This window comes from Metabacillus sp. KH_069 (assembly GCF_057838075.1).
This window is the reverse complement of the sequence record NZ_CM174460.1, coordinates 2,342,783-2,362,995: the sequence shown is the minus strand read 5'-3', so window position 1 is coordinate 2,362,995 and position 20,213 is coordinate 2,342,783. Positions and strand designations below refer to the sequence as shown.

Genomic DNA, 20,213 nt, shown 5'->3' with positions numbered 1-20,213 from the left:
TTTATTTACTAAGCAGCTTGCTCAAAACTAGTTCGATAAGACACTGGACTTTTACGTTGTAATCGTGATTTGATTCTCAAATGATTGTAGTAGTGTATATACTCTTCGAGTTCTTTCTTGAAGTGGTCTATACTCTCGAATTGTTGTAAGTACAGAAATTCTGATTTCAATATCCCGAAAAAGTTTTCTATAACGGCGTTGTCGTAACAGTTTCCTTTTCGAGACATGCTTTGAGTAATGTGATTTTCTTTTAATATGTGCTGGTATCGAGGCATTTGATAATGCCAGCCCTGGTCAGAATGAAGTAAGAGTTCGTCGTTTTCGTTCACGCGCTGTAGGCCTTCTATCAACATCGTCTCTACTAAATCAAACGTAGGCCTTGTATTGAGCGTATACGTGATAATCTCGCCATTAAACAGGTCCAGAATAGGGGACAGGTATAATTTCTGTCCAAACAATTTAAATTCCGTGATGTCTGTCACCCACTTCTGATTTGGTTTTTCGGCCTTGAATTTACGATTTAAGATGTTTGGAGCTGTTTTTCCGACCCCGCCCTTATAGGATTTGTACTTCTTCATTCGTACGATGCATTGAAGCCCTATCTCTTTCATAATACGAAGGACTTTCTTCTTGTTAATCATATACCCTTTGGCTTGAAGGACATCTGTGATACGGCGATGGCCAAGGCGTCCTTTGTGCTTACGGTAAATGAAGCGAATTCTCCTTTTCCACTTGCGGTCAGGATCCGGCTGTTTCCATAATTGAACGCGGTGATAGTAGGTGCTTTTCGGCAAATCAGCAATCTTCACCAGTTGGTTAACAGGGAATTCGTGCCTTAGTTCATAGATTACTTGCGTTTTGAGTGTTTTACTGATTCTTTCTGAACTAAGGCTCGCAGCTTTTTTAAATACGCATTCTCCATACGAAGAAGTTCGTTTTCTTTTTTCAGTTCTTCTATAGATGGGTCAGAGGAATTTTCTTTCTTATTCTTTTTCTTTTGATTATGAGATGACATGGCAGATGGCCCCTTTTCCTTTATTTTAAGGGCATCTTCACCACCAATCTCCCACTTTTTCTTCCACCTACGGAGCATACAAGGATCTGGTAGGTGGAAAATGGCCGATGCCTCTCGAATCGAGTAATTCGTTTCATTTGTAAATTGAATTACCCTCAGTTTAAAGGCTGGCGAATAGTTTGTATAGGGAAAGGAGAATGCTTGGTCACCATGATGTTTGAACAGCATCACCCAGTTTCGGAGAACGGAGTGATCGACTCCAACCTCTTTAGCTAATTCTCGATAACTTACTAAACCATTCAAATAACGTTGTACGGCTTGAATTTTTTCTTCTAATGTAAAATTACGCAATTGAAGTACACCTCCTGTTGTTAGATGTGTGTCCAACAATAGGGGTGCACTTCAAAGCCGAGGAGGCTCCCATGCTCCCCGCGGAAAGCAAATTCCTGGAGCGGAAAGGAACGGACAACATTTATCATGAAAAACAACAATCTATGCGAAAATAGCCCTTTCTTTTAAAGATTTTCGCACTATTCAATGTTCGGCTTTCATTCAGGAGATGATCGTTACGTCCCAGTCCCTTTTTTGCAAAAAAACAATGTGCCTTAAAAGGATGATTGCTCAAATCCATTCATATAATGGTATAAAAGCAACAAGGAGGCGACCAGATGACTGCATTGCCGGTCGGAGTCATAACACATAAAATAGAGGGAAAAAAGCTTTTGATATTCTATCCATCTATAATTGGTCCTCAAGCATTCAGTCAGCAGAAAATCAATGCAGACATCCTTAAGAATGTTCAGGATCAGATTCGTTTTGGAGGGTATGACGGGGGAGTGCAGACGGAGATGCAGGGAACGTATGAACTTAAGACGAATGAGCGGGACCTGTTAAGCTTAACGCTGCTGAATTATGTGTATTCCGGAGGCGCTCATGGCATGTCTTTTCTAAAAGGGCTGACATATGATACCCAGACAGGAAAGAAATATAAGCTGCAGGACCTTTTTAAAAAAGACAGCAGCTATATAGAACGATTATCCTCCATTATTGCAAAACAGCTTCAAGAAAGGGATATTACTTTACTCGATCCTCCCTTTAAATCGATTCGCCCTGATCAGGATTTTTATTTAGCTGATAAATCCCTTGTCATTTATTTTCAGCTCTATGAAATCGCAGCTTATGCCTATGGATTTCTATATTTCCCGATTTCCATTTATGATCTGGAAGATATCATCAATCCGGATGGGCCGCTGCCTAAATTGTATGGGTAATTCAAAAAACTCTTGCATTCCTCAAAGATTCACATATAATAACTCTTAATAGAAAAAAATCCCACGATGAAGAGAGTAGTCATATCAAGTTCATCTCTCAGCGATTTAGGAATGGTGAAAGCCTAAAATGAACGGAATGATGAAGCGCACTTTCTAGGAGCATGCCTGAAACTTATCCAGTAGGGCATGCCGGCCGGCTGTCCGTTAAAACGCTGCGAGTGGTTCAGAAATGAACAATCAGAGTGGTACCGCGGGGAAACGCCCGTCTCTTTTGTAAAAAAAGAGGCGGGCGTTTTTATTTTTAGGTTCTTTTCGTAAATATTGTTGCTGCCAGACTAAATGTGAAAAAACATGAGTGGATTGCAGTGGAAGGAACTTGGAAATAGAGCAAAATGGAAGACCCCACAGGCAAAGCCGTGGAGGCTCCCATGCTCCCCGCGGAAAGCAACGGACAATATTTATAATCGATAACAACAATCTATGCGAAAACAGCCTATTTTTATAAAGGAGGAAAACAAATGAAAAAGAAACTGGGATCCATTATTCATTCCTCATTACACAACGATCTTCCCCTTGAAACAATAGTGGATATTCTTGAAATTCCTAAGACCAGACAGTTTGGAGATTACAGCTTTCCTTGTTTCGCCCTTGCTTCAATCTGCAAAAAAAATCCGATTCATATTGCAAGCTGGCTTGCAGAAACAATTAAAGATGAATTTATTACAAGTGCAACAGCTGCAGGTCCCTATGTGAATTTTCATCTTAACAGAGAGATCATAAGCAAGGAATGTCTAAAAATGAAGGTTCCCTATCAGATTCCTGAAAAAACAAAGGTATTGACCATTGATTTTTCATCTCCAAATATTGCGAAGCCTTTTTCGATGGGACATCTTCGTTCAACGGTCATCGGCCAGGCCATTGCCAATCTAGGAGAAAAATGCGGATATAACGTTGTCAGAATCAATCATATTGGCGACTGGGGCACACAATTCGGCAAGCTGATTGCAGCCTATAAAAGATGGGGGAATGAACAAGCTGTCATGAAACATCCGATACAGGAGCTTTTTAGACTGTATGTTAAGTTTCATGATGAAGCTGCCTTTCTTTCTGAGCTGAATGAAGAGGGCAGAAGCTGGTTTAAACGGCTGGAGGACGGTAACGCAGAAGCATTAGAGCTGTGGCAATGGTTCAGAGAGGCATCACTTGAGGACTTTCAGAGGGTTTATGAGCTATTAGGCGTTCAATTTGATACGTATAATGGAGAAGCATTCTACAATAGCCAATTATCAAGTGTATCCGAAATGCTTGAGAAAAAAGGCCTGCTGGAACATTCTGAAGGTGCAAAAGTAGTATCTTTAGATAAGGCTAATCTGCCGCCGTGCCTGATCCGTAAAAGGGATGGAGCAACTCTATATGCAACAAGAGATTTGGCTGCCGCTCTTTACAGAAAAGAAACATATAAGTTTGATAAATCTCTTTATGTGGTAGGGATGGAACAATCGATTCATTTTAAACAGGTTTTCGCCGTATTGGAAAAAATGGGCTGCAGCTGGCATCAAGATCTTCATCATATCCCGTTTGGATTCATTTTGAAGGATGGAAAGAAAATGTCTACAAGAAAAGGCAAAGTAGTTCTTTTAGATGAAGTAATAAGAGAGACCATCTCCGCTGCAAAAGCAAATATTGAAGTGAAAAATCCTCAGCTGGAAAACAAAGAGGAGGTCGCCCAAGCGGTGGGAGTTGGGGCGATTATATTTCATGACCTGAAGAACGACCGAACAAATAATATAGAATTTTCATTGGATGAAATGCTTAAGTTTGAAGGGGAGACAGGTCCATATGTGCAATATACTCATGCACGCGGATGCTCTTTATTAAGAAAAAGCAACGGGAATAAATCAGAGAACGTCATGGCTTTAACAGATGATTACAGCTGGGAAGTGCAAAAACTCCTTGTCCAGTATGAGGAAGTCATTCAATCCGCTTTTGAAAAGTACGACCCGTCCATTCTTGCAAAATATCTTTTGCAAGTGTGCAGGGCGTTTAATTCTTATTATGCAAAAGTGAAAATACTTGAAGAAAATCAATCCCTGACATCCAGACTTTTGCTTGTTCATTCCATGTGCAGCATCCTGAAGGATGGACTGACCATACTCGGTATTCAAGCTCCTGAAAAGATGTAGGCTCTGAATCAGCCGTTTTAAAATTCTGCTTTTATGGCTATCATGCTAAAGAATTTTAAAATGGAGGGATTATCTGTATGAATAGAAAAAGCTATTACGCAGTAATAATAACAGCATTATTGAGCTTGAGCGCCTGTCAGGCTGCTGGAGAAATAGAGTCAGAAGATGAATCACTGCCTGTCAGTGAGAAGGCAGTTGCTCCGGTAAACGTTGATATCATAAACAGCGAGGGTGTTCAAACTGGAACAGCAGCTCTGACTGAGACATCCAAAGGAGTGACAATCCGATTGAAAGCTGAAGGATTAGAGCCTGGAACGAAGGCCATTCATCTCCATGAAACAGGCAAATGCGAAAAGCCGGATTTCAAATCAGCAGGAGGGCATTTCAATCCTGCCAAAAAGCAGCATGGATTTGATAATCCTAAAGGCTTTCATGCAGGAGATCTGCCGAACATTGAAATTGACGAAAATGGAACAGTGGATGTCGAACTGCATGCAGCTGAGGTCACATTAAAACAGGGTAAGAAGAATTCGCTGCTGGATGAAGACGGAAGTTCAATCATTATCCACGAAAAAGAAGATGACTACATGACAGATCCTGCAGGAAACGCAGGGGACAGGATTGCTTGCGGGGCAATAGTGAACTAGAAAAGCGAATTTCAGAATGTGATCGATCAGAATATGTGCAAATAAAAAAGCTGATGAGACAACAAGTCTCATCAGCTTTTGCTTATTTTTCTTCTGTTTCTTCAGGACCCATGTAACGGTATTTTGATGGATCTACAGGTTCAAATCCTTTAGGCGTATAGAAACGCAAGAGATCTCCGTATACAATCTGGTCTGAAAGATTCAGCTTTTTATCGACCATTTCTTCTGTTTGTTTAATGTCTTCATTTTCCTCTAACGTTTCTCCAGTAGCCGTATCATAGAATTTGCCGTCAACTGAAGTGAACTTAGGTGTTACGAAGTCACCATTTCTAAAAGGCACCACTTGCTGGTGGTCTTTTGATAATAAATCTGTACCCATTTGGACATAATCTTTTGTATCAATGCCAAGCAGGTGCATGAGAGTAGGGCGGATATCAACTTGCCCGCCGAACTGGTGCTGTTCTCCGCCTTCAAGGCCTGGTGCATGAATGAACAGTGGAGTACGCTTCGAGCTGAGCATGTTCAAACCCGTTAATCTCTTTGCCCATTACCTGAGACATTGCTTTGTTGTGATTTTCAGAAATTCCATAATGATCACCATACATAACGATCATTGTATTATCATATAAACCTGACTTTTTCAGATCATCGAAAAACTGCTTTAAAGACTCATCCATGTAACGGGCCGTCTGGAAATAACGGTCTACAGAACCATCACCAGTTGTATGAGGATCAATAGTAGCTTCTTCCTCATCAATTGGATAAGGGAAGTGATTCGTTAATGAAATGAATTTCGTATAAAAAGGCTGTTCCAGAGATTCAAGATGCGGAATCGACTCTTTAAAGAATGGTTTATCTTTAAGGCCATAGTTCACAACATCTTCATCTTTCATTGAATAATAGGCTGCATCAAAAAATTGCTCGTAGCCCAGTGACTTATACATCACATCACGATTCCAGAATGATTTATAGTTGCCGTGTAAAACAGCTGTTGAGTATCCTTTTTGATCAAGAATAGCCGGTGCTGCCTGATACGTGTTTTCTGCTTTCGTTGTAAATACAGCTCCCTGTGGAAGAGGGAATAATGAGTTTTCAACCATAAATTCAGCATCAGACGTTTTACCTTGACCTGTCTGATGGAAGAAATTATCAAAGTAGAGCGTGTTCTTATCTTTTGTCAATGAATTCAAAAACGGTGTAACTTCTTCGCCGTTAATTTTGTAATCAATAGCAAATGTCTGAAGTGATTCAAGTGAAATATAAATGACATTCATGCCTTTTGCTTTACCGAAATATTCCGGATTAGGTTCAGCATGTGTAGCTTTAGTGTAGTTTACAACTTCCGTTACATCGTTGCTGTCAGCTAAAGCGCGCTGAGCAGATGACTTTGAGCTTTGAATCGCATCATAAATCGTGTAGTTATACATGCCTAAATATTTAACAAGGTAGTTGCGGTCAAACGTTCGTGTTAATAATTGCGGGCGGTCCATTTCAGCCAAAGCAAGGTTTGCACCGAATAGCATGACCGCTGAGATCAGAACTGCCGATACTCTTTTGCCTTTCATTCTTACATTTTCCGGCTTAACGAATTTACCAAATACAAGAACCATTAAAATGATGACATCCAGGAAGTAAAGGACATCATATGGTTTAACCAAAGCACCGAGACTTTGTCCAAGGTCACCGGCATTTTTAGTCTGAGTCAAGGTTGGCACTGTAATAAAATCGTTGAAGAAACGGTAGTACACAAGATTTGCATATAATAGGAAAGAAAGAAGGAAATCAATAACGATCATCCAAATAAATGCTTTTCTTCCTTTAGCAAATAAAGCTAATCCTAAAAACAGCATTGCAGAGCTGATCGGGTTAATGAACAGCAAAAACTGCTGAATGGAATTATCAATTCCTAAATTAAGTTCGGTTTGATAAGCAGCATAGGTTTTAATCCATAGCAGTACGACTGCGAACAGAAAAAAGCCAAGATGCTTATTCAGAAAACTCTTAGCAAATACATTTTTCATTTTTTAACACCTCTAGTAATCTTTTAAATTGATAAATCTTAACTAATTATATATAGCCACTTTACCCTGTTTTGAAACAGGTAATTGTTCAGCAAAAGATAAGAGCAATAATAACGCAAACAGGAGCAAAAAGTCAACTTTTCAACTATTCAATCATTCTTAAATATATGAAATTATCTTATTCATTTTAGACTTATTTTCCATAAGAAAACCATCGGCCGATTTACATAAAAAGCTTATCCCTTATACATAGTAAAGTTGGGGGTGATTATGAATGAAATTCGTTTTAATTGGTGCCATTCTCCTGCTTTCCCAGCAAATCCAGCCTGTTGACAGCTTAACGATTACTCATAATAATCATGTAATCGAAAAAATGAATCGGAATGACGCCGCGTTATTGATCCCGGAGACATTCATGATTGATGAAACAAAATTAAATAAACTCATGAATCATTTGGATAATCAAATGTTTAAGGCGCCAGTAAATGCTGAAATTGACAAAAGCGGTAAAATCATTTCGGAAAAAACCGGCTACAGATTGCATCGTGAGAACTTCAATGAAAAATTCCACGCGTACTTTTTCGGGAGCGGAGCCGCCCGTATGGAAGCACCAAAGATGAAATTGTATCCAAGAGTAGATAAAGAATTGTTGAACAGTATTCGCACTGCAAGGATTGGGACATATGTGACTTTTTTTAATAAGAATAATATTCAGCGTACAAAAAATATCCATCTTGCTGCAGAGTCGATCAATAATAGGGTCGTTTTTCCGGGTGAGACGTTTTCCTTTAACGGGGTTGTCGGCAACCGCACAGCAGCCAGAGGCTATATGAAAGCCCCAATCATCATTAGGGGTGAACTTTCTGAAGGAATAGGAGGGGGCATTTGCCAGGTTTCTTCTACTTTATTCAATGCGATCGACAATGCAGGATTAAAAGTAATTGAGAGGTATTCCCACAGCAGGAGAGTTCCTTATGTTCCCGCAGGAAGAGATGCAACAGTAAGCTGGTACGGACCTGATTTTCGGTTCACGAATAAATACAGCGAGCCTGTGCTGATCAGGGCAGCTGTCTATGGAGCAAGTGTTATGGTCACCATCTATTCAACGAATGAAGTTGCTTATGAAAAAAGAGTAGAACCCCGAAAGCAGCCCGTCAAGAAGAGGTAAAGAGATAAGTTTGACTTGCAAGATACATAAATATCGCTCATATTACGGAAATGCCTAATGAAAATGATACTTCTGAATCCTAATGCTTGGACATATAGTTAGAAGAATCTTTTCTTAGGCAAGGTGATCATTATCACTCAAAAATTTGCAGCGATTATAATAGGAAGCTTATTGATCAGTATTGGCATCAACGGCTTTTTAGTTCCGCATCATTTGATTGATGGCGGAGTTGACGGAATAGCCTTGATCTTACATTACTATTTTGGTTATAAAACGGGATTATGCATTCTATTTTTAAGCTTGCCTCTTTGTTTTTTTTCCTGGTTTTTCAAACCGGTCTATTTTTACAGCAGTATTCACGGTTTATTGATATCTGCCTTTTTTATTGATTTGCTGGATCCATTGAGAACTCACTTTTCTTTGCCGATTTTTTTAAGTTCCCTGATAGGAGGAGGATTAATAGGAATTGGTATTGGAGTTATGCTCCGAAATGATACAAGCACAGGGGGAACGGATTTATTGGCACGGCTTATTTCAGACAGCACAAAATTAAATATAGGAATTTCGATTTTAATTATTGACGGTCTTGTAGCAGCCGCAGGGTATAAAACCCTGGGACCCAGAAGCTTTTTCTTTTCATGTGTCACAATTGCCATCATTGGATTGATCACACACATAATTATGAAACCTTCAGATCATTGAAAAAGCAGACCCCAAAAAAGGATCTGCTTGTCTGTTTTTATGGATTTGTTGACCATAATCCTGCTGTCTTCACAAATACGCGTGAATTAAGTTTTAGCTGAGCAACCATGAATTCAGCAAGATCTTCAGGCTGCATGACCGAGTCCGGATTCCCGTCAGTCAGATTCGTCTCAATGGCAAGATCTGTAGCAACTGTGCTTGGAGTTAAGGCGCTGACACGGATATTATGCTTTCTAACTTCAAGCATAAGAGATTCTGTTAGTCCGAGCACTGCAAATTTCGAAGCACTGTACGCACTTGTAACTGGAGCGCCTTTTTGACCTGCAGAAGAAGAAATATTGATGATGTCGCCAGCTTTCCTTTCTATCATGTCAGGCAGAACTGCTCTAGTAGCATTGTAAACGCCCATTAAGTTTACGCGGATGATGTTCTCCCATTCCTCTGGAGAGAGCTCCATGAAACCGCCGAATTTAGCAATTCCAGCATTGTTGATAAGAATATCAGTGTTGCCTAAAGCTGATTTGATGTTATTTACGGCCAGCTCAACTGAATGGAGATGGGCTACGTCAGCAGCAGCAACTGCTGTTTTTACACCAAATTCTTTTAATTCCTCAGCTGTTTTTTCAAGATTGGACAAAGTCAGTCCAATCAGTCCAATGTTGACACCTTCCTTTGCAAGAGCAATGGCAGCTGCCCGTCCTATGCCTCTTCCGGCACCGGTAATAATGGCTGTTTTTCCATTTAATGAACCCACATATATCACTCCTATGAAAATATAGAGACAGAAAGACCGCATTTGATCCGCGGTCTAATTGTCTATTCCCTTTATTCTAGATTAGCATGCTTGCCGTACATCGTTTCGGAATCTAACCCTTTTTTCTCCATAAATCTTAAGATAATCGCATCATAGAACAGAAGAAGAGTCTGCTCGAACAAGGAACCCATCGGCTGGATGGTTTTCTTTTCACTGTTTGATTGATCTTTAGGAGATCCAGGCAATAGAATGGTGATGTCTGCGAGTTTTCCCAAAGTCGACTCTGGTTTAATCGTGACTGTCACAATTGTTCCGCCGATGCTTTTGGCTTTTTCTGCAAGCTGGATCAAGCTTTTTGTTTCGCCGGAACCTGAACCGATAATTAAGATATCATCTTTTTCAAAGTTTCCAGTAACGGTTTCTCCGATAACATATGCATCAATTCCCATATGCATCATTCTCATTGCAAAGGATTTTCCCATAAATCCAGATCTTCCGGCCCCAGCCGTAAAGACTTTTTCAGATTTAAGAATGGCATCGACTAACTTCTCTGAATCACTGTCAGAGATTAAATCAGCGGCAGGTCCAAGCTCATTTAAAATTTTTGCAAAATAGTGAGTTGTCTGCGTCATGGTTTTATCCTTGTTTGATTAATTTTTGCATTTGGGATGCAGCCGCTTTGATATCAGCTTGGCCAGTAATGCCGCCGCCGACGATTACCAGGTCAGGCTGTGCTTTAATCACTTCAGGCAATGTTTCTAATTTGATGCCGCCTGCTACAGCTGTTTTTGCATTTTTAACAACGCTTTTAATTGCTTTTAGATCTTCAAAAGAGTTTTGTCCAACTGCCTGAAGGTCGTAGCCTGTGTGAACACAGATATAATCAACGCCAAACTCATCAAGCTCTTTCGCACGGGCAGCGATGTCTTTTACAGCGATCATATCAACAAGAATTTTCTTGCCTTGTTTTTTTGCCTCTTCGACAGCCCCTTTAATGGACATATCTTCTGCTGCTCCAAGGATTGTCACGATATCAGCACCAGCTTCAGAAGCTTTCATGACTTCATAGCCTGCTGCATCCATGATTTTAAGATCAGCTAATACCTTTAAGTCAGGAAATGCTTCTTTCATTTCCTTTACAGCGCGAAGGCCTTCGTTAATAACGACAGGTGTTCCGATCTCAACGACATCTATAAATGATTCAACTTCTTTAACCAGTTTAATTCCTTCTGGTATATCGACTAAATCTAAAGCTAATTGTAATTCCATGAATAAGTTCCTCCTATAAAAATCTAGTTTTTGCTGCACTCTAAAACGATCTTCCTGCAGCATGGAAGTTGTTCGGTAAATTATTTATTGCTGTTGCTCACCAGCACAATTGCTAGTGTAATACGTATATCATTAAAATAAAAGTACGCACTTTTAATTTACATAGTGATAAAAAGTATACTATGGGTTATACTAAGGGCGGAGGTGATCGATATGTCTCGGATGGATGGAAAACTATTTAATTGCGAAAAAGAATTGACTCTTTCTGTCATTGGCGGTAAATGGAAAATGCTGATTTTATGGCACTTAGGTAAAGAAGGAACAAAGCGCTTTGGCGAATTAAAGTCTCTTATGCCTGGAATTACCCAGCGTATGCTTGTTAATCAGCTGCGCGAGCTTGAAGAAGACTTAATCGTTGAACGCAAAGTATATCCTGTCGTTCCTCCCAAAGTGGAATACTCTTTAACTGACCAGGGCAGAACTCTGATGCCGATTCTTGACGCCATGTACGAATGGGGCAAGAATTATATGGAGAATGTTGCTGAAGAAAAACCGGAGATAAGTGAGTCGATTAAGTAATTGAACATTTATATATGAAGGCTCATTTTGTAAAGTTGCTTTTAGAAAAAATGTTGTAAACCCTAGTGGATTGCAGCCGAAGGAACTTGACTGCTGCGGGAAATAGGAGGGTAATGAGAGACTCGGCAGGATTGGCCGAAGAGGCTCTCGTCCTCCACGCGGAAAGGAACGTAACATTGTTAACAAATAACAACAAGCAATGCGAACACAGCCTATATGAAAGAGCAAGATTCCGAATGCCGGAGATCTTGCTCTTTTTTTTACGGCGGAAAGATAGAAGTTAATGAATGATGGAACGGTCTTTATGATGATGTTTTAAGAGGTTTAGCCATTTTGAAATAATATCAGGATTCATTTCTTCTCCCTATATTATATATTCACGAAAAAAACAACGAGTAAAATCAAAGCGAGAGCAATGCTGACAATATAAATAGCAGATAAATTCTTCATTCTGGCCTTCGTTGATTCACGGTAAGTCTCAACTGCTTGATTCTGTCCGATTAATATGGTTACTATTAACCCGACTAAGCTAATAATAGAGATAATAATGACACTGATCCAAATAGACAATTTATTGACTCCTTTTGTATAAAATCCCCGCTCTTAACAATCATTTTACATGTGTTCCAGGAGATGGGGCCATCCAATTTTCATATTTTAATGCCATCCACTTTTATCATTGCACCATTATGTATGTAAGGAGCTGATTATTATGACGAAAGAATGGAAGCCCGACCGTTTAAGTGAGCAGCCAATTTATAAACAGATCGTTCAGTATTTTGAAGAACAGATTCGCAACGGGGAACTGCCTCCATTTAGCAAACTGCCTTCTGAACGAATGTTAGCAGAGGACTTAGGGGTAAACCGAAGCACAGTTGCAACTGCTTATGCTGAACTCAGTGCATCAGGTTTAATTATCAGCAAAAGGGGAAGCGGTACATTGGTCGGTGAGGTAAATCAAGACTATTCTAGCGGACGTTTGCCGAACTGGAACCGCATGCTCATAGCAGGTACACTTTTGCCAAATGTGCCGATCATTCAGCGAATCTCTGAAGAGACCCATCATAAAAATCTGATTGATTTGGCTACCGGGCAGTTATCACCGGATTTGTTCCCAAACGTACAATTTCAGCACTTATTAAAGAATCAGCATTTCGACCATCCCTTAAGCTATGATCATCCGCATGGGAATATGAAATTGCGGGAAACAATAGCCGGTCATCTGAAAACCTATAAAAAAATAGATTGCACGCCATCATCCATCCTTATTACTTCAGGAGCTCAGCAGGCTCTGCACCTTATTATTCAATGTTTATTGAAACCTGGCGATGCAATTGCAATAGAAAATCCTTCATATACATATTCTTTGCCTATTTTCAAATCTCTTGGCATTAAGACAATATTGCTTGATGCGGATGAAAATGGCGTCAATCCTCAAGCTATTCATGATGCCTATATGAAGCACCGGATTCGGATGATTTTTCTAGGTTCAGCATATCAAAATCCAACTGGTGCCGTTCTTCATTCTGAACGAAGAAAAATAGTCCTCAGCACTGCATATGAGTTTGGAATTCCAATCGTTGAAGATGATCCTTACTCCTTATTGTCTTTTGAGAATGAAAGCGCAGCAACCTTAAAATCGGAAGATTCACATGGCATTGTGATCTATATCAGCTCACTGTCAAAAATGGTATCCTCAGGCATGAGAATCGGCTGGATTTTGGCTCCAAAACAAATTATTGACCGATTAGCAGATGCCAGACAGCAAATCGATTTTGGATCAAGCATTTTTTCGGATTGGCTGGCAAAAGAGTTTTTAAAATCGGATTTTTTTGATCCGCATCTTCATCAGTTGAAAATTGAATTAAAAGAAAGAAGAGATATACTGATTTCAGCTATTGAAAAGCATCTCCCCGGACTGGTGGATTATACAGTGCCGAAAGGCGGTATTCACTTATGGTGCCGAATTAAACCTGCACATCATGATGAAAAATTATTTAATCAATCAGTAGATAAAGGGATGATATATACCCCGGGAAGTGCTCTTGGTTCGAATAAGGGCTTTGTCAGATTCACATTTGGACGAGCGGCCAAACAATCAATCGACACAGCCATTGCTGCATTTTCAGAGGCTCTGTTTCATCAAAAATAAGAATTCAGCTTAAGAGGAGAAAAAGCAATGAAGCTAAGTATTCTAGATCAGTCACCTATTTCAGAAGGTTACAGTGCAAGAAATGCCCTGAAGCAGACCCTGCAATTAGCAAAAGCAGCCGAGGAGCTGGGCTACACTCGTTTTTGGGTTGCTGAGCATCATAACACAAATGGTTTAGCAAGTACGGCTCCAGAAATATTAATATCTCACATTGCCTCAAGTACAAGCCGGATCAAAGTCGGATCTGGCGGCGTGCTGCTTCCGCAATACAGTCCTTTTAAAGTTGCTGAAACGTTCAATACGCTCGAAGTTCTATTTCCAAACCGAATTGACTTAGGCATTGGACGTTCACCCGGTGGTGGTGCTGAAACCCGTCTTGCACTGACTGATGGAATACGAAAGAGCTTAAATGAATTTCCAAGGCAGCTCCAGGATCTGCAAGGGTTTTTAAGCCAGTCGCTGCCAGTGTATCATGCATATTCAAAAGTACTAGCAATGCCTGAATCGGAAACATCTCCAGAAATGTGGCTGTTAGGTGTTTCACATCGGGGAGCAAGGACTGCAGCGGAACATGGTTTGGCATTTACTTATGGACATTTTATCAATCCTGCAAGCGGGAGAAAAGCTATGAAAGATTACTTGGAACAATTTCAGCCCACACAACAATTACCATCTCCTAAATCCAATTTTTGTATTTTTGTTGTATGTGCAGAAACAGAAGAAAAGGCTGAATATTTGGCATTAAGCCAGGATGCATGGCTTTTAAATGTGGAAAAGGGAGGAAATACAAAAATCCCCTCACCTGAAGAAGTGAAAAAGATTGATTTTTCTCCTGATGAACAAGAGAAAATAAACAGAAACCGAGATTGCATGATTATTGGCACACCTCAAAAAGTAAAAGATGAATTGCTTCGTATCGGAGCAGATTATAAAACAGATGAATGCATGGTGATCTCCAATCTTTTCAGATTTGAAGACAAACTTAAATCTTATGAGCTTCTTGCAGAAGCCTTTGAGCTTAAGCAAAGATAATCCATTTTTCATTCAAGTCGTTTTGTTTTCATTCATCAATAATACTTGATACAATGTCGTTGTTTATAGATAAGGTAATTATTGAAGGAGGACAAAGAGATGTCCAATGAAAGGATAAATTTAAAAAAAGAAGTGAAATTGTCTGTTCTGGATCTTGCTCCAGTTGTTGAAGGCAGTACACCAAGTGAAGCTTTTAAAAACACACTAGACCTTGCTCAGCATACGGAAAAATGGGGCTATAACCGTTTCTGGCTTGCAGAACATCATAACATGGAGGGCATCGCAAGTTCGGCTACAGCTGTGTTAATTGGACATGTTGCCGGAGGAACGTCGAAGATCCGCGTTGGCTCAGGCGGAATCATGCTTCCAAACCATGCACCCTTAGTAATTGCCGAACAGTTTGGAACGCTTGAATCCATTTATCCGGGCAGGATTGACCTTGGACTGGGACGAGCTCCTGGTACGGATCAGCTGACAGCCCGTGCTCTTCGCAGAGAAAACATGAGCAATGGAGAAGATTTTCCAGAACAGCTTGATGAGCTAATGGAGTATTTTCAGCCAACAGAAGCATCACATGTTAGTGCTGTTCCTGGTAAAGGCCTTAACGTTCCGATCTGGCTGCTTGGATCAAGCGGATACAGTGCTCAGCTTGCAGGAAGATTAGGATTGCCATTTGCATTTGCAAGCCATTTTTCACCGGAGCATACCATTCCAGCGATGCGTCTTTACCGAAGCAGCTTTAAACCATCTGAAGTGCTTCAAGAACCCTATGCTATGGTAGGTGCGAATGTGGTAGCTGCAGACAGCGATGAGAGAGCAGCTTATCTGGCAACGACAATGCAGCAGCAATTTTTAAACCTTGTCCGCAATCGTCCAGGCAAAATGCAGCCTCCTGTTGAAAATATGGAAGAGCTTTGGACAGCATATGAAAAAGCAGCCATTCATCAGCAGCTCGGATCATCGATTGTCGGAAGTGCAAGCACTGTTAAAGGCAAATTAGAGAAGTTCTTAGATGAGACAGGTGCAGATGAAATTATGGTCAATGCTTCAATCTATGATCATCAGGAACGCTTGCGCTCATTTGAAATTGTTTCACAGCTTTTCAAGTAAATATCGGAGGAAGAGATCATGAACTGCAAAATAAATCGTAATGCTGCAAAAGAAATAAAAAAGCTGCTGAGTACGGAAGAAGCTGATGGTAAAATGATACGTGTCGTTGTGACTGAAATGCACGGCGATCACGCTCATTATGACCTAGTTCTTGATACACCGACTGAGCATGATGAAATTGTAAAGACAGATAAAGAGATTGATGTGCTGCTTGATCAGCGCGAAAACTTTTTAGACGGTGTATGGATTCAGTATTTTTATGTGCCCGATCCAGGATTTGTCATCACAAACTCACAAAAAGGCACTCATAGACATTAAATGATGAAAAGAATGAAACCGTAAAAGGTTTCATTCTTTTTCATTTTTCATATTTGTTAGAGGCTCAATATCAAGCTGATAGCTCACTTCCACTTTCATTTTATTCCATTTTCGCAGCCACTCTTTTTCAGTAGGCGGCTTAGTAAAAGGTGTCTTAATGCGTTTTCCTATTTCAATAGGATCTGCTTCTAAATCTTGCAGCTTTTTTATTAATTCTTTTGTCTGTTGTTCAAAATATGCTTCCAGTTCATTAGTAAGCGTCGTTAATTCTTTTTCATTGAAAAGGTTTTTATCTCCTCTGTACTCCTCAAGTCTTGCATGTAATTTAACATTTAATGAAAGGATATCACTGCTGGGGTTCGGATCGATCTTCACATCTGAGCGGACTTGCCCAAGTACAGCAGAGAAAGATGACAGCGGAAGGAATTTTAAATAGTAATCGTTATCAATTAGCTGAAAGATTTGATCCTCTAAATAGGTGAGGGTATAAATAAGCTTGTCATTTTTGAAAATACCTGTTCCAGCGTATACGAAATTGTCCTCCTCAATTTTAAATACAGGCAGAATAGGATCAGAGTATGGTGTATATAATTTATTTTTGTATTCATGCAAATTTGCAATTGTGATTTCCCCTTGGTCATTTTTCTCATAATGCTTTAGCATACGGTATAAATAATAGTCAATGTTTTCTTCCTGTTCCAGCTGATTTTGAAGATATTCATCAAAGTTCCCATTTACGACTACTAAATAGATGCGCTGTGAAATATCAGGATCAGCAAGCAAAGTATTAATTAAAAAGGTAATACCTTTTTTAGCAAAATCTTCAGAAATGATGAGCATTCGAACTTGTCCTGATTTTATTTCGCGGTAATAATTCAAATTAAAATTTTTGCTGCCCTGTTTTAAAAGGTCCACCTGCATCGTTATGACCCGTTTCTTTTCTTTGAGCAGGGGCGGGGTTAATGTGCTTAATATTACTTGATCATTTTCACCAGACCTGACAGACCAAAAAGTTACGGGTGCTATCTCTTCGATCGTATTGTTCTCGACAAAGGGACTGCATCCGGTTAATAGAATCATAAAGATAAGCGATAAGCCGGCAGTCCTTTTTTTTAGTTTACTCATGTCTTTTCACGTCCTTTCGTTTCATGGCTGAAAATAAGAAAGACGGAACAAGTAAATAAGTTAAAGCTCCTGACCAAATTTGAATGTTCAATAATACGCTCCGTTCCATTCCAAATTGACTAAGCCATTCATCTGAAAGATAGAGACAGATAAATATAATAATAAAACAGGCGTAAAAACCGACCTTGCTCGATTGTTTATTCAATTTTGAAGCAGCAATTTTTAAGCCGCCATAAAAATACAATAAAAACAATGCTCCCGCAAAGATGGCGTTAAATAAAAGGATCGAAATTAAAATGATATCGATTCTCTCAATGAAAGGAAATTGAAGATATCGGGCCAAATGAACAACAGGAAATTTACTGAATCTTAAATAATCTGCACCGAAGAACAGTAAGGATGCAATAAATATAAGCAAGTATTCCAGAATCGTCATGGCATTTGCAAAAGAGAGATATTTAAGGAAGTTCTGATTTGGCTTCAGCCAAGTTGCTAAACAGATTAAATATTCAGGTCCTGACAAAGATGACCAAATCAACAATAAACTTTTCCATGAACCGTCCGGCCAATCAAACGGTATGAGAGGGTAAAGGTCGTAAAGAGAAGCATTCGGAGGCAGGAAAAAAATATAAAATAAGAGAATGATCCAAGCTGTACAAAAAAAGACAATCACTGCAAAGCCAATGGTTTTTTCCATTCCCTGCGAGGCAACGTAGAAGCAAACAAGCAAAATCGTAAGGATCAGCCACTTGCTGTTCATGGAAGGGAAGATAAACTGTTCTACAATCTCTGCGTAACCTAGCACGATTACTATTAATTTTAAAAGAATGAAAAATAATCCTAGGAAAGAAAAAAATCGAACCATGCGCTTGCCGATTAATTCGATAAATCCTTGATATCCTTTTTTAGAATACTCAGATTGAAACCATTTAGACAGCAAAATCAAATTTAACTGTGAAAGAATGCCAACCCCGATAATTCCCCAGATCATATAGGGGTGAATCAAGTACATTGGCAAGATAATAAAGAAATAGAGCATCTGAAGCCTATTTGTCATAAGCATAATGTACACACCGTTAAAGGCATACGTTCGATCATATAGAGAAATAGGTTTCATTATCTCATCTCCTTTGACTGTATCTCCATTTCTGAACAGGATGCAAATGTTCAGGACGCTCTTTCATTTTTGTCAGCGGACCTCGTATGAATAGATCATTCCAATCCTTTCCATAGAAGGGGGCAACAGGTGAAAAATAGGGTTCCTTTAAAGAATTTAGTCCATTTAGGTGAGCAAATAGCAGGATCAAACCAATCGCAATGCCAAAGATTCCAAAAAAAGAAGATAAAATCAGAAAGCTAAATTGGATCAGGGAATTTGCTTTTGTCATTAGATAATTTGGGATTAAAAAAGATGCAATCGTTGATATTCCAACCATGACAATTAAAACTTTACTGGCAAAGCCTGCTTCTACGGCAGCTTGACCAATGACTATACCCCCAATTACACCAAGGGTTTGACTGGATTTTGTCGGCATTCTTAAGCTTGCCTCTTTAATAATCTCCAAGATAATCAGCATTAGAAAGGCTTCCCAGAAAGGCGAAAAGGGCAGTTTTGTTCTGGATTCTATCAGGACAAATAAAATTTGAAGGGGAATCATCTGATAATGATGTGTAGTTAGTGCAACATAAAAAGGGATTAAAGTAATTGAAATAAAAAAGCTCAAGTAACGAATGCATCTTAAAAAACTGGCAACTGGCCATCGATTTATATAATCCTCTGGTGATTGAAACAAGTGAAAAAAAGTGATCGGCGCTACAAGCACAAAAGGTGTATTGTCTAAAAGAATCGTAATTTTACCCAGACCGAGCGAATAAGCACAAACATCCGGCCGATCCGTTTGCTGAAATTGGGGGAAGATGCTATTATCATTCTCCTCCATAAAAGCGGCCAGCTGAGAAGAGTCAAAAAAAAGGTCAAAATTAATTTCTTCAATCCTCTTTTTTGCAGTTTCTATAAATTCAGGATTGGTCAAGCCTTCTATGTACATGATGACTGCGGTGGACTGACTTAAAGATCCAACAGTGAATTTTTCCGTTTTTAATCTCGGAATTGGAAGCCTATGTCGAATCAATGAAATATTATCTTCAATATTTTCACTGAAACTATCTTTAGCACCATATAAAATTGTCTCTGTTTCTGAAGTTTCTATTGATCTGCCAAGAGGGTTTTTAAGCGGAATAGCAGCCCAAACATTATTAGCAGGATCATATATCAAAACAGCCCCTGAAAAAAGCTGCTTATTTGCTTCAGCGATAGAGGTAATTTCCGTAATTTTTGATGCAGCCATCTTTTTTAATACTTGCTCTTGTGCTGATCTTTTAAGTGGTTCAATAATACTTTCATTCAAACGCTCCAGGTCAATTAATGTCCTTATATAGATCACCGTCAGCTTATGAAAGTCATTTTTTTCAGGCTCAATAATTTCAGCGTCATCCATTTTTTCGAGTGTTTTTTTTAACTCTTCTATAGATAAGGGCTGATTTTCCAGGGCCAGTGTTTGCTTCTTGCTTTCTTGCTGCACTAAACCTTTTTTTTTCTTATTCCAAAACATAAACATCCCTCACCTGTAAATCAATGAACTAGCCGCGTTTAATGGGCAGTAATGCATTTATTGTTCACTGTAATTCTTCTATTTATTCGCAATATAGTTCTGGCCAATTTTCTTTTTGTAACGGAATAAGGGCTTAATTAAGGGTCTTTTTTCTTTTCCTTTATATGTTAACTGTAAAAAAGGAGTTTAAAAATCAGCACTGTTTGCAGTTGAAAGATCAATTACATTATTCATTATCGGCATGAACGCGTTTAC

General features: G+C 39.3%; 18 protein-coding genes, 1 pseudogene and 1 other annotated feature. Of the genes and pseudogenes, 10 read left to right on the top strand and 9 right to left on the bottom strand.

Features of this window, described 5'->3' with window-relative positions:
- Positions 1 to 8: 8 nt before the first annotated feature.
- Positions 9 to 1,366, bottom strand: a protein-coding gene (locus AC3ISE_RS11655; RefSeq protein ID WP_489221085.1) for an IS3 family transposase whose coding sequence is annotated in 2 segments (ribosomal slippage) — positions 9 to 895 and positions 895 to 1,366 — 1,359 coding nt in all. Because the reading frame shifts where the segments join, the coding sequence is not laid out codon by codon here.
- Positions 1,367 to 1,683: 317 nt separating this feature from the next.
- Here AC3ISE_RS11655 and AC3ISE_RS11650 point away from each other — a divergent pair.
- The 3 genes from AC3ISE_RS11650 to AC3ISE_RS11640 all read left to right on the top strand — a co-directional run bounded on the left by AC3ISE_RS11650 (position 1,684) and on the right by AC3ISE_RS11640 (position 5,116).
- On the top strand, positions 1,684 to 2,286 hold the full coding sequence (locus tag AC3ISE_RS11650) for a DUF3298 and DUF4163 domain-containing protein (protein ID WP_489221084.1): 603 nt from the start codon (positions 1,684 to 1,686) through the stop codon (positions 2,284 to 2,286).
- A 54-nt stretch (positions 2,287 to 2,340) separates the two neighbouring features.
- Positions 2,341 to 2,559, top strand: a binding site (T-box leader).
- A 245-nt stretch (positions 2,560 to 2,804) separates the two neighbouring features.
- The gene (argS, locus tag AC3ISE_RS11645; RefSeq protein WP_489221083.1) at positions 2,805 to 4,469 is read left to right on the top strand and encodes an arginine--tRNA ligase; all 1,665 of its coding nucleotides are present in this window, start codon (positions 2,805 to 2,807) and stop codon (positions 4,467 to 4,469) included.
- Between the two features lie 77 nt (positions 4,470 to 4,546).
- Positions 4,547 to 5,116, top strand: coding sequence for a superoxide dismutase family protein (locus AC3ISE_RS11640; RefSeq protein WP_489221082.1), 570 nt, complete (start codon positions 4,547 to 4,549; stop codon positions 5,114 to 5,116).
- An 82-nt stretch (positions 5,117 to 5,198) separates the two neighbouring features.
- Here AC3ISE_RS11640 and ltaS read toward each other — a convergent pair.
- Positions 5,199 to 7,137: pseudogene (gene ltaS / locus AC3ISE_RS11635) on the bottom strand (lipoteichoic acid synthase).
- A gap of 274 nt (positions 7,138 to 7,411) precedes the next feature.
- On the opposite strand from ltaS, the gene AC3ISE_RS11630 reads away from it, so the two are divergent.
- Positions 7,412 to 8,305, top strand: coding sequence for a VanW family protein (locus AC3ISE_RS11630; protein ID WP_489221081.1), 894 nt, complete (start codon positions 7,412 to 7,414; stop codon positions 8,303 to 8,305).
- Positions 8,306 to 8,437: 132 nt separating this feature from the next.
- The gene (locus AC3ISE_RS11625) at positions 8,438 to 9,007 is read left to right on the top strand and encodes a YitT family protein (RefSeq protein WP_489224323.1); all 570 of its coding nucleotides are present in this window, start codon (positions 8,438 to 8,440) and stop codon (positions 9,005 to 9,007) included.
- Positions 9,008 to 9,044: 37 nt separating this feature from the next.
- Here AC3ISE_RS11625 and AC3ISE_RS11620 read toward each other — a convergent pair whose 3' ends face one another.
- From AC3ISE_RS11620 to hxlA, 3 genes are all read right to left on the bottom strand, one after another.
- Positions 9,045 to 9,761 (bottom strand): 3-ketoacyl-ACP reductase, encoded by a 717-nt coding sequence (locus AC3ISE_RS11620; RefSeq protein ID WP_489221080.1) that lies wholly within the window; start codon positions 9,759 to 9,761, stop codon positions 9,045 to 9,047.
- A 71-nt stretch (positions 9,762 to 9,832) separates the two neighbouring features.
- On the bottom strand, positions 9,833 to 10,393 hold the full coding sequence (gene hxlB / locus AC3ISE_RS11615; RefSeq protein WP_489221079.1) for a 6-phospho-3-hexuloisomerase: 561 nt from the start codon (positions 10,391 to 10,393) through the stop codon (positions 9,833 to 9,835).
- 4 nt (positions 10,394 to 10,397) lie between these two features.
- Positions 10,398 to 11,030 (bottom strand): 3-hexulose-6-phosphate synthase, encoded by a 633-nt coding sequence (gene hxlA, locus AC3ISE_RS11610; protein WP_070875924.1) that lies wholly within the window; start codon positions 11,028 to 11,030, stop codon positions 10,398 to 10,400.
- Positions 11,031 to 11,243: 213 nt separating this feature from the next.
- Between hxlA and hxlR the strand changes: the two genes are divergently transcribed.
- On the top strand, positions 11,244 to 11,609 hold the full coding sequence (gene hxlR, locus AC3ISE_RS11605; protein WP_070875923.1) for a transcriptional activator HxlR: 366 nt from the start codon (positions 11,244 to 11,246) through the stop codon (positions 11,607 to 11,609).
- Positions 11,610 to 11,978: 369 nt separating this feature from the next.
- On the opposite strand, the gene AC3ISE_RS11600 is transcribed toward hxlR, so the two are convergent.
- A complete protein-coding gene (locus tag AC3ISE_RS11600; protein WP_070875922.1) occupies positions 11,979 to 12,179 on the bottom strand; it encodes a hypothetical protein in 201 nt (66 codons plus the stop codon).
- Positions 12,180 to 12,321: 142 nt separating this feature from the next.
- On the opposite strand from AC3ISE_RS11600, the gene pdxR reads away from it, so the two are divergent.
- The 4 genes from pdxR (at position 12,322) to AC3ISE_RS11580 (ending at position 16,221) form a co-directional block, all read left to right on the top strand.
- Entirely contained in the window at positions 12,322 to 13,761 is a 1,440-nt protein-coding gene (gene pdxR / locus AC3ISE_RS11595; RefSeq protein ID WP_489221078.1) for a MocR-like pyridoxine biosynthesis transcription factor PdxR, read from the top strand.
- 27 nt (positions 13,762 to 13,788) lie between these two features.
- On the top strand, positions 13,789 to 14,793 hold the full coding sequence (locus AC3ISE_RS11590) for an LLM class flavin-dependent oxidoreductase (protein ID WP_489221077.1): 1,005 nt from the start codon (positions 13,789 to 13,791) through the stop codon (positions 14,791 to 14,793).
- 99 nt (positions 14,794 to 14,892) lie between these two features.
- The gene (locus tag AC3ISE_RS11585; protein WP_489221076.1) at positions 14,893 to 15,903 is read left to right on the top strand and encodes an LLM class flavin-dependent oxidoreductase; all 1,011 of its coding nucleotides are present in this window, start codon (positions 14,893 to 14,895) and stop codon (positions 15,901 to 15,903) included.
- Positions 15,904 to 15,921: 18 nt separating this feature from the next.
- Positions 15,922 to 16,221 (top strand): iron-sulfur cluster assembly accessory protein, encoded by a 300-nt coding sequence (locus tag AC3ISE_RS11580; protein WP_489221075.1) that lies wholly within the window; start codon positions 15,922 to 15,924, stop codon positions 16,219 to 16,221.
- A 30-nt stretch (positions 16,222 to 16,251) separates the two neighbouring features.
- Here AC3ISE_RS11580 and AC3ISE_RS11575 read toward each other — a convergent pair whose 3' ends face one another.
- The 3 genes from AC3ISE_RS11575 to AC3ISE_RS11565 are packed head-to-tail and all read right to left on the bottom strand — an operon-like array spanning position 16,252 to position 19,958.
- A complete protein-coding gene (locus AC3ISE_RS11575; protein WP_489221074.1) occupies positions 16,252 to 17,346 on the bottom strand; it encodes a Ger(x)C family spore germination protein in 1,095 nt (364 codons plus the stop codon).
- Complete coding sequence (locus tag AC3ISE_RS11570) at positions 17,339 to 18,463, bottom strand: GerAB/ArcD/ProY family transporter (protein ID WP_489221073.1); 1,125 nt, start codon at positions 18,461 to 18,463, stop codon at positions 17,339 to 17,341. Before AC3ISE_RS11570 ends, AC3ISE_RS11575 begins: the two co-directional genes overlap by 8 nt.
- A gap of 4 nt (positions 18,464 to 18,467) precedes the next feature.
- Complete coding sequence (locus AC3ISE_RS11565; RefSeq protein ID WP_489221072.1) at positions 18,468 to 19,958, bottom strand: spore germination protein; 1,491 nt, start codon at positions 19,956 to 19,958, stop codon at positions 18,468 to 18,470.
- Between the last annotated feature and the right edge of the window lie 255 nt (positions 19,959 to 20,213).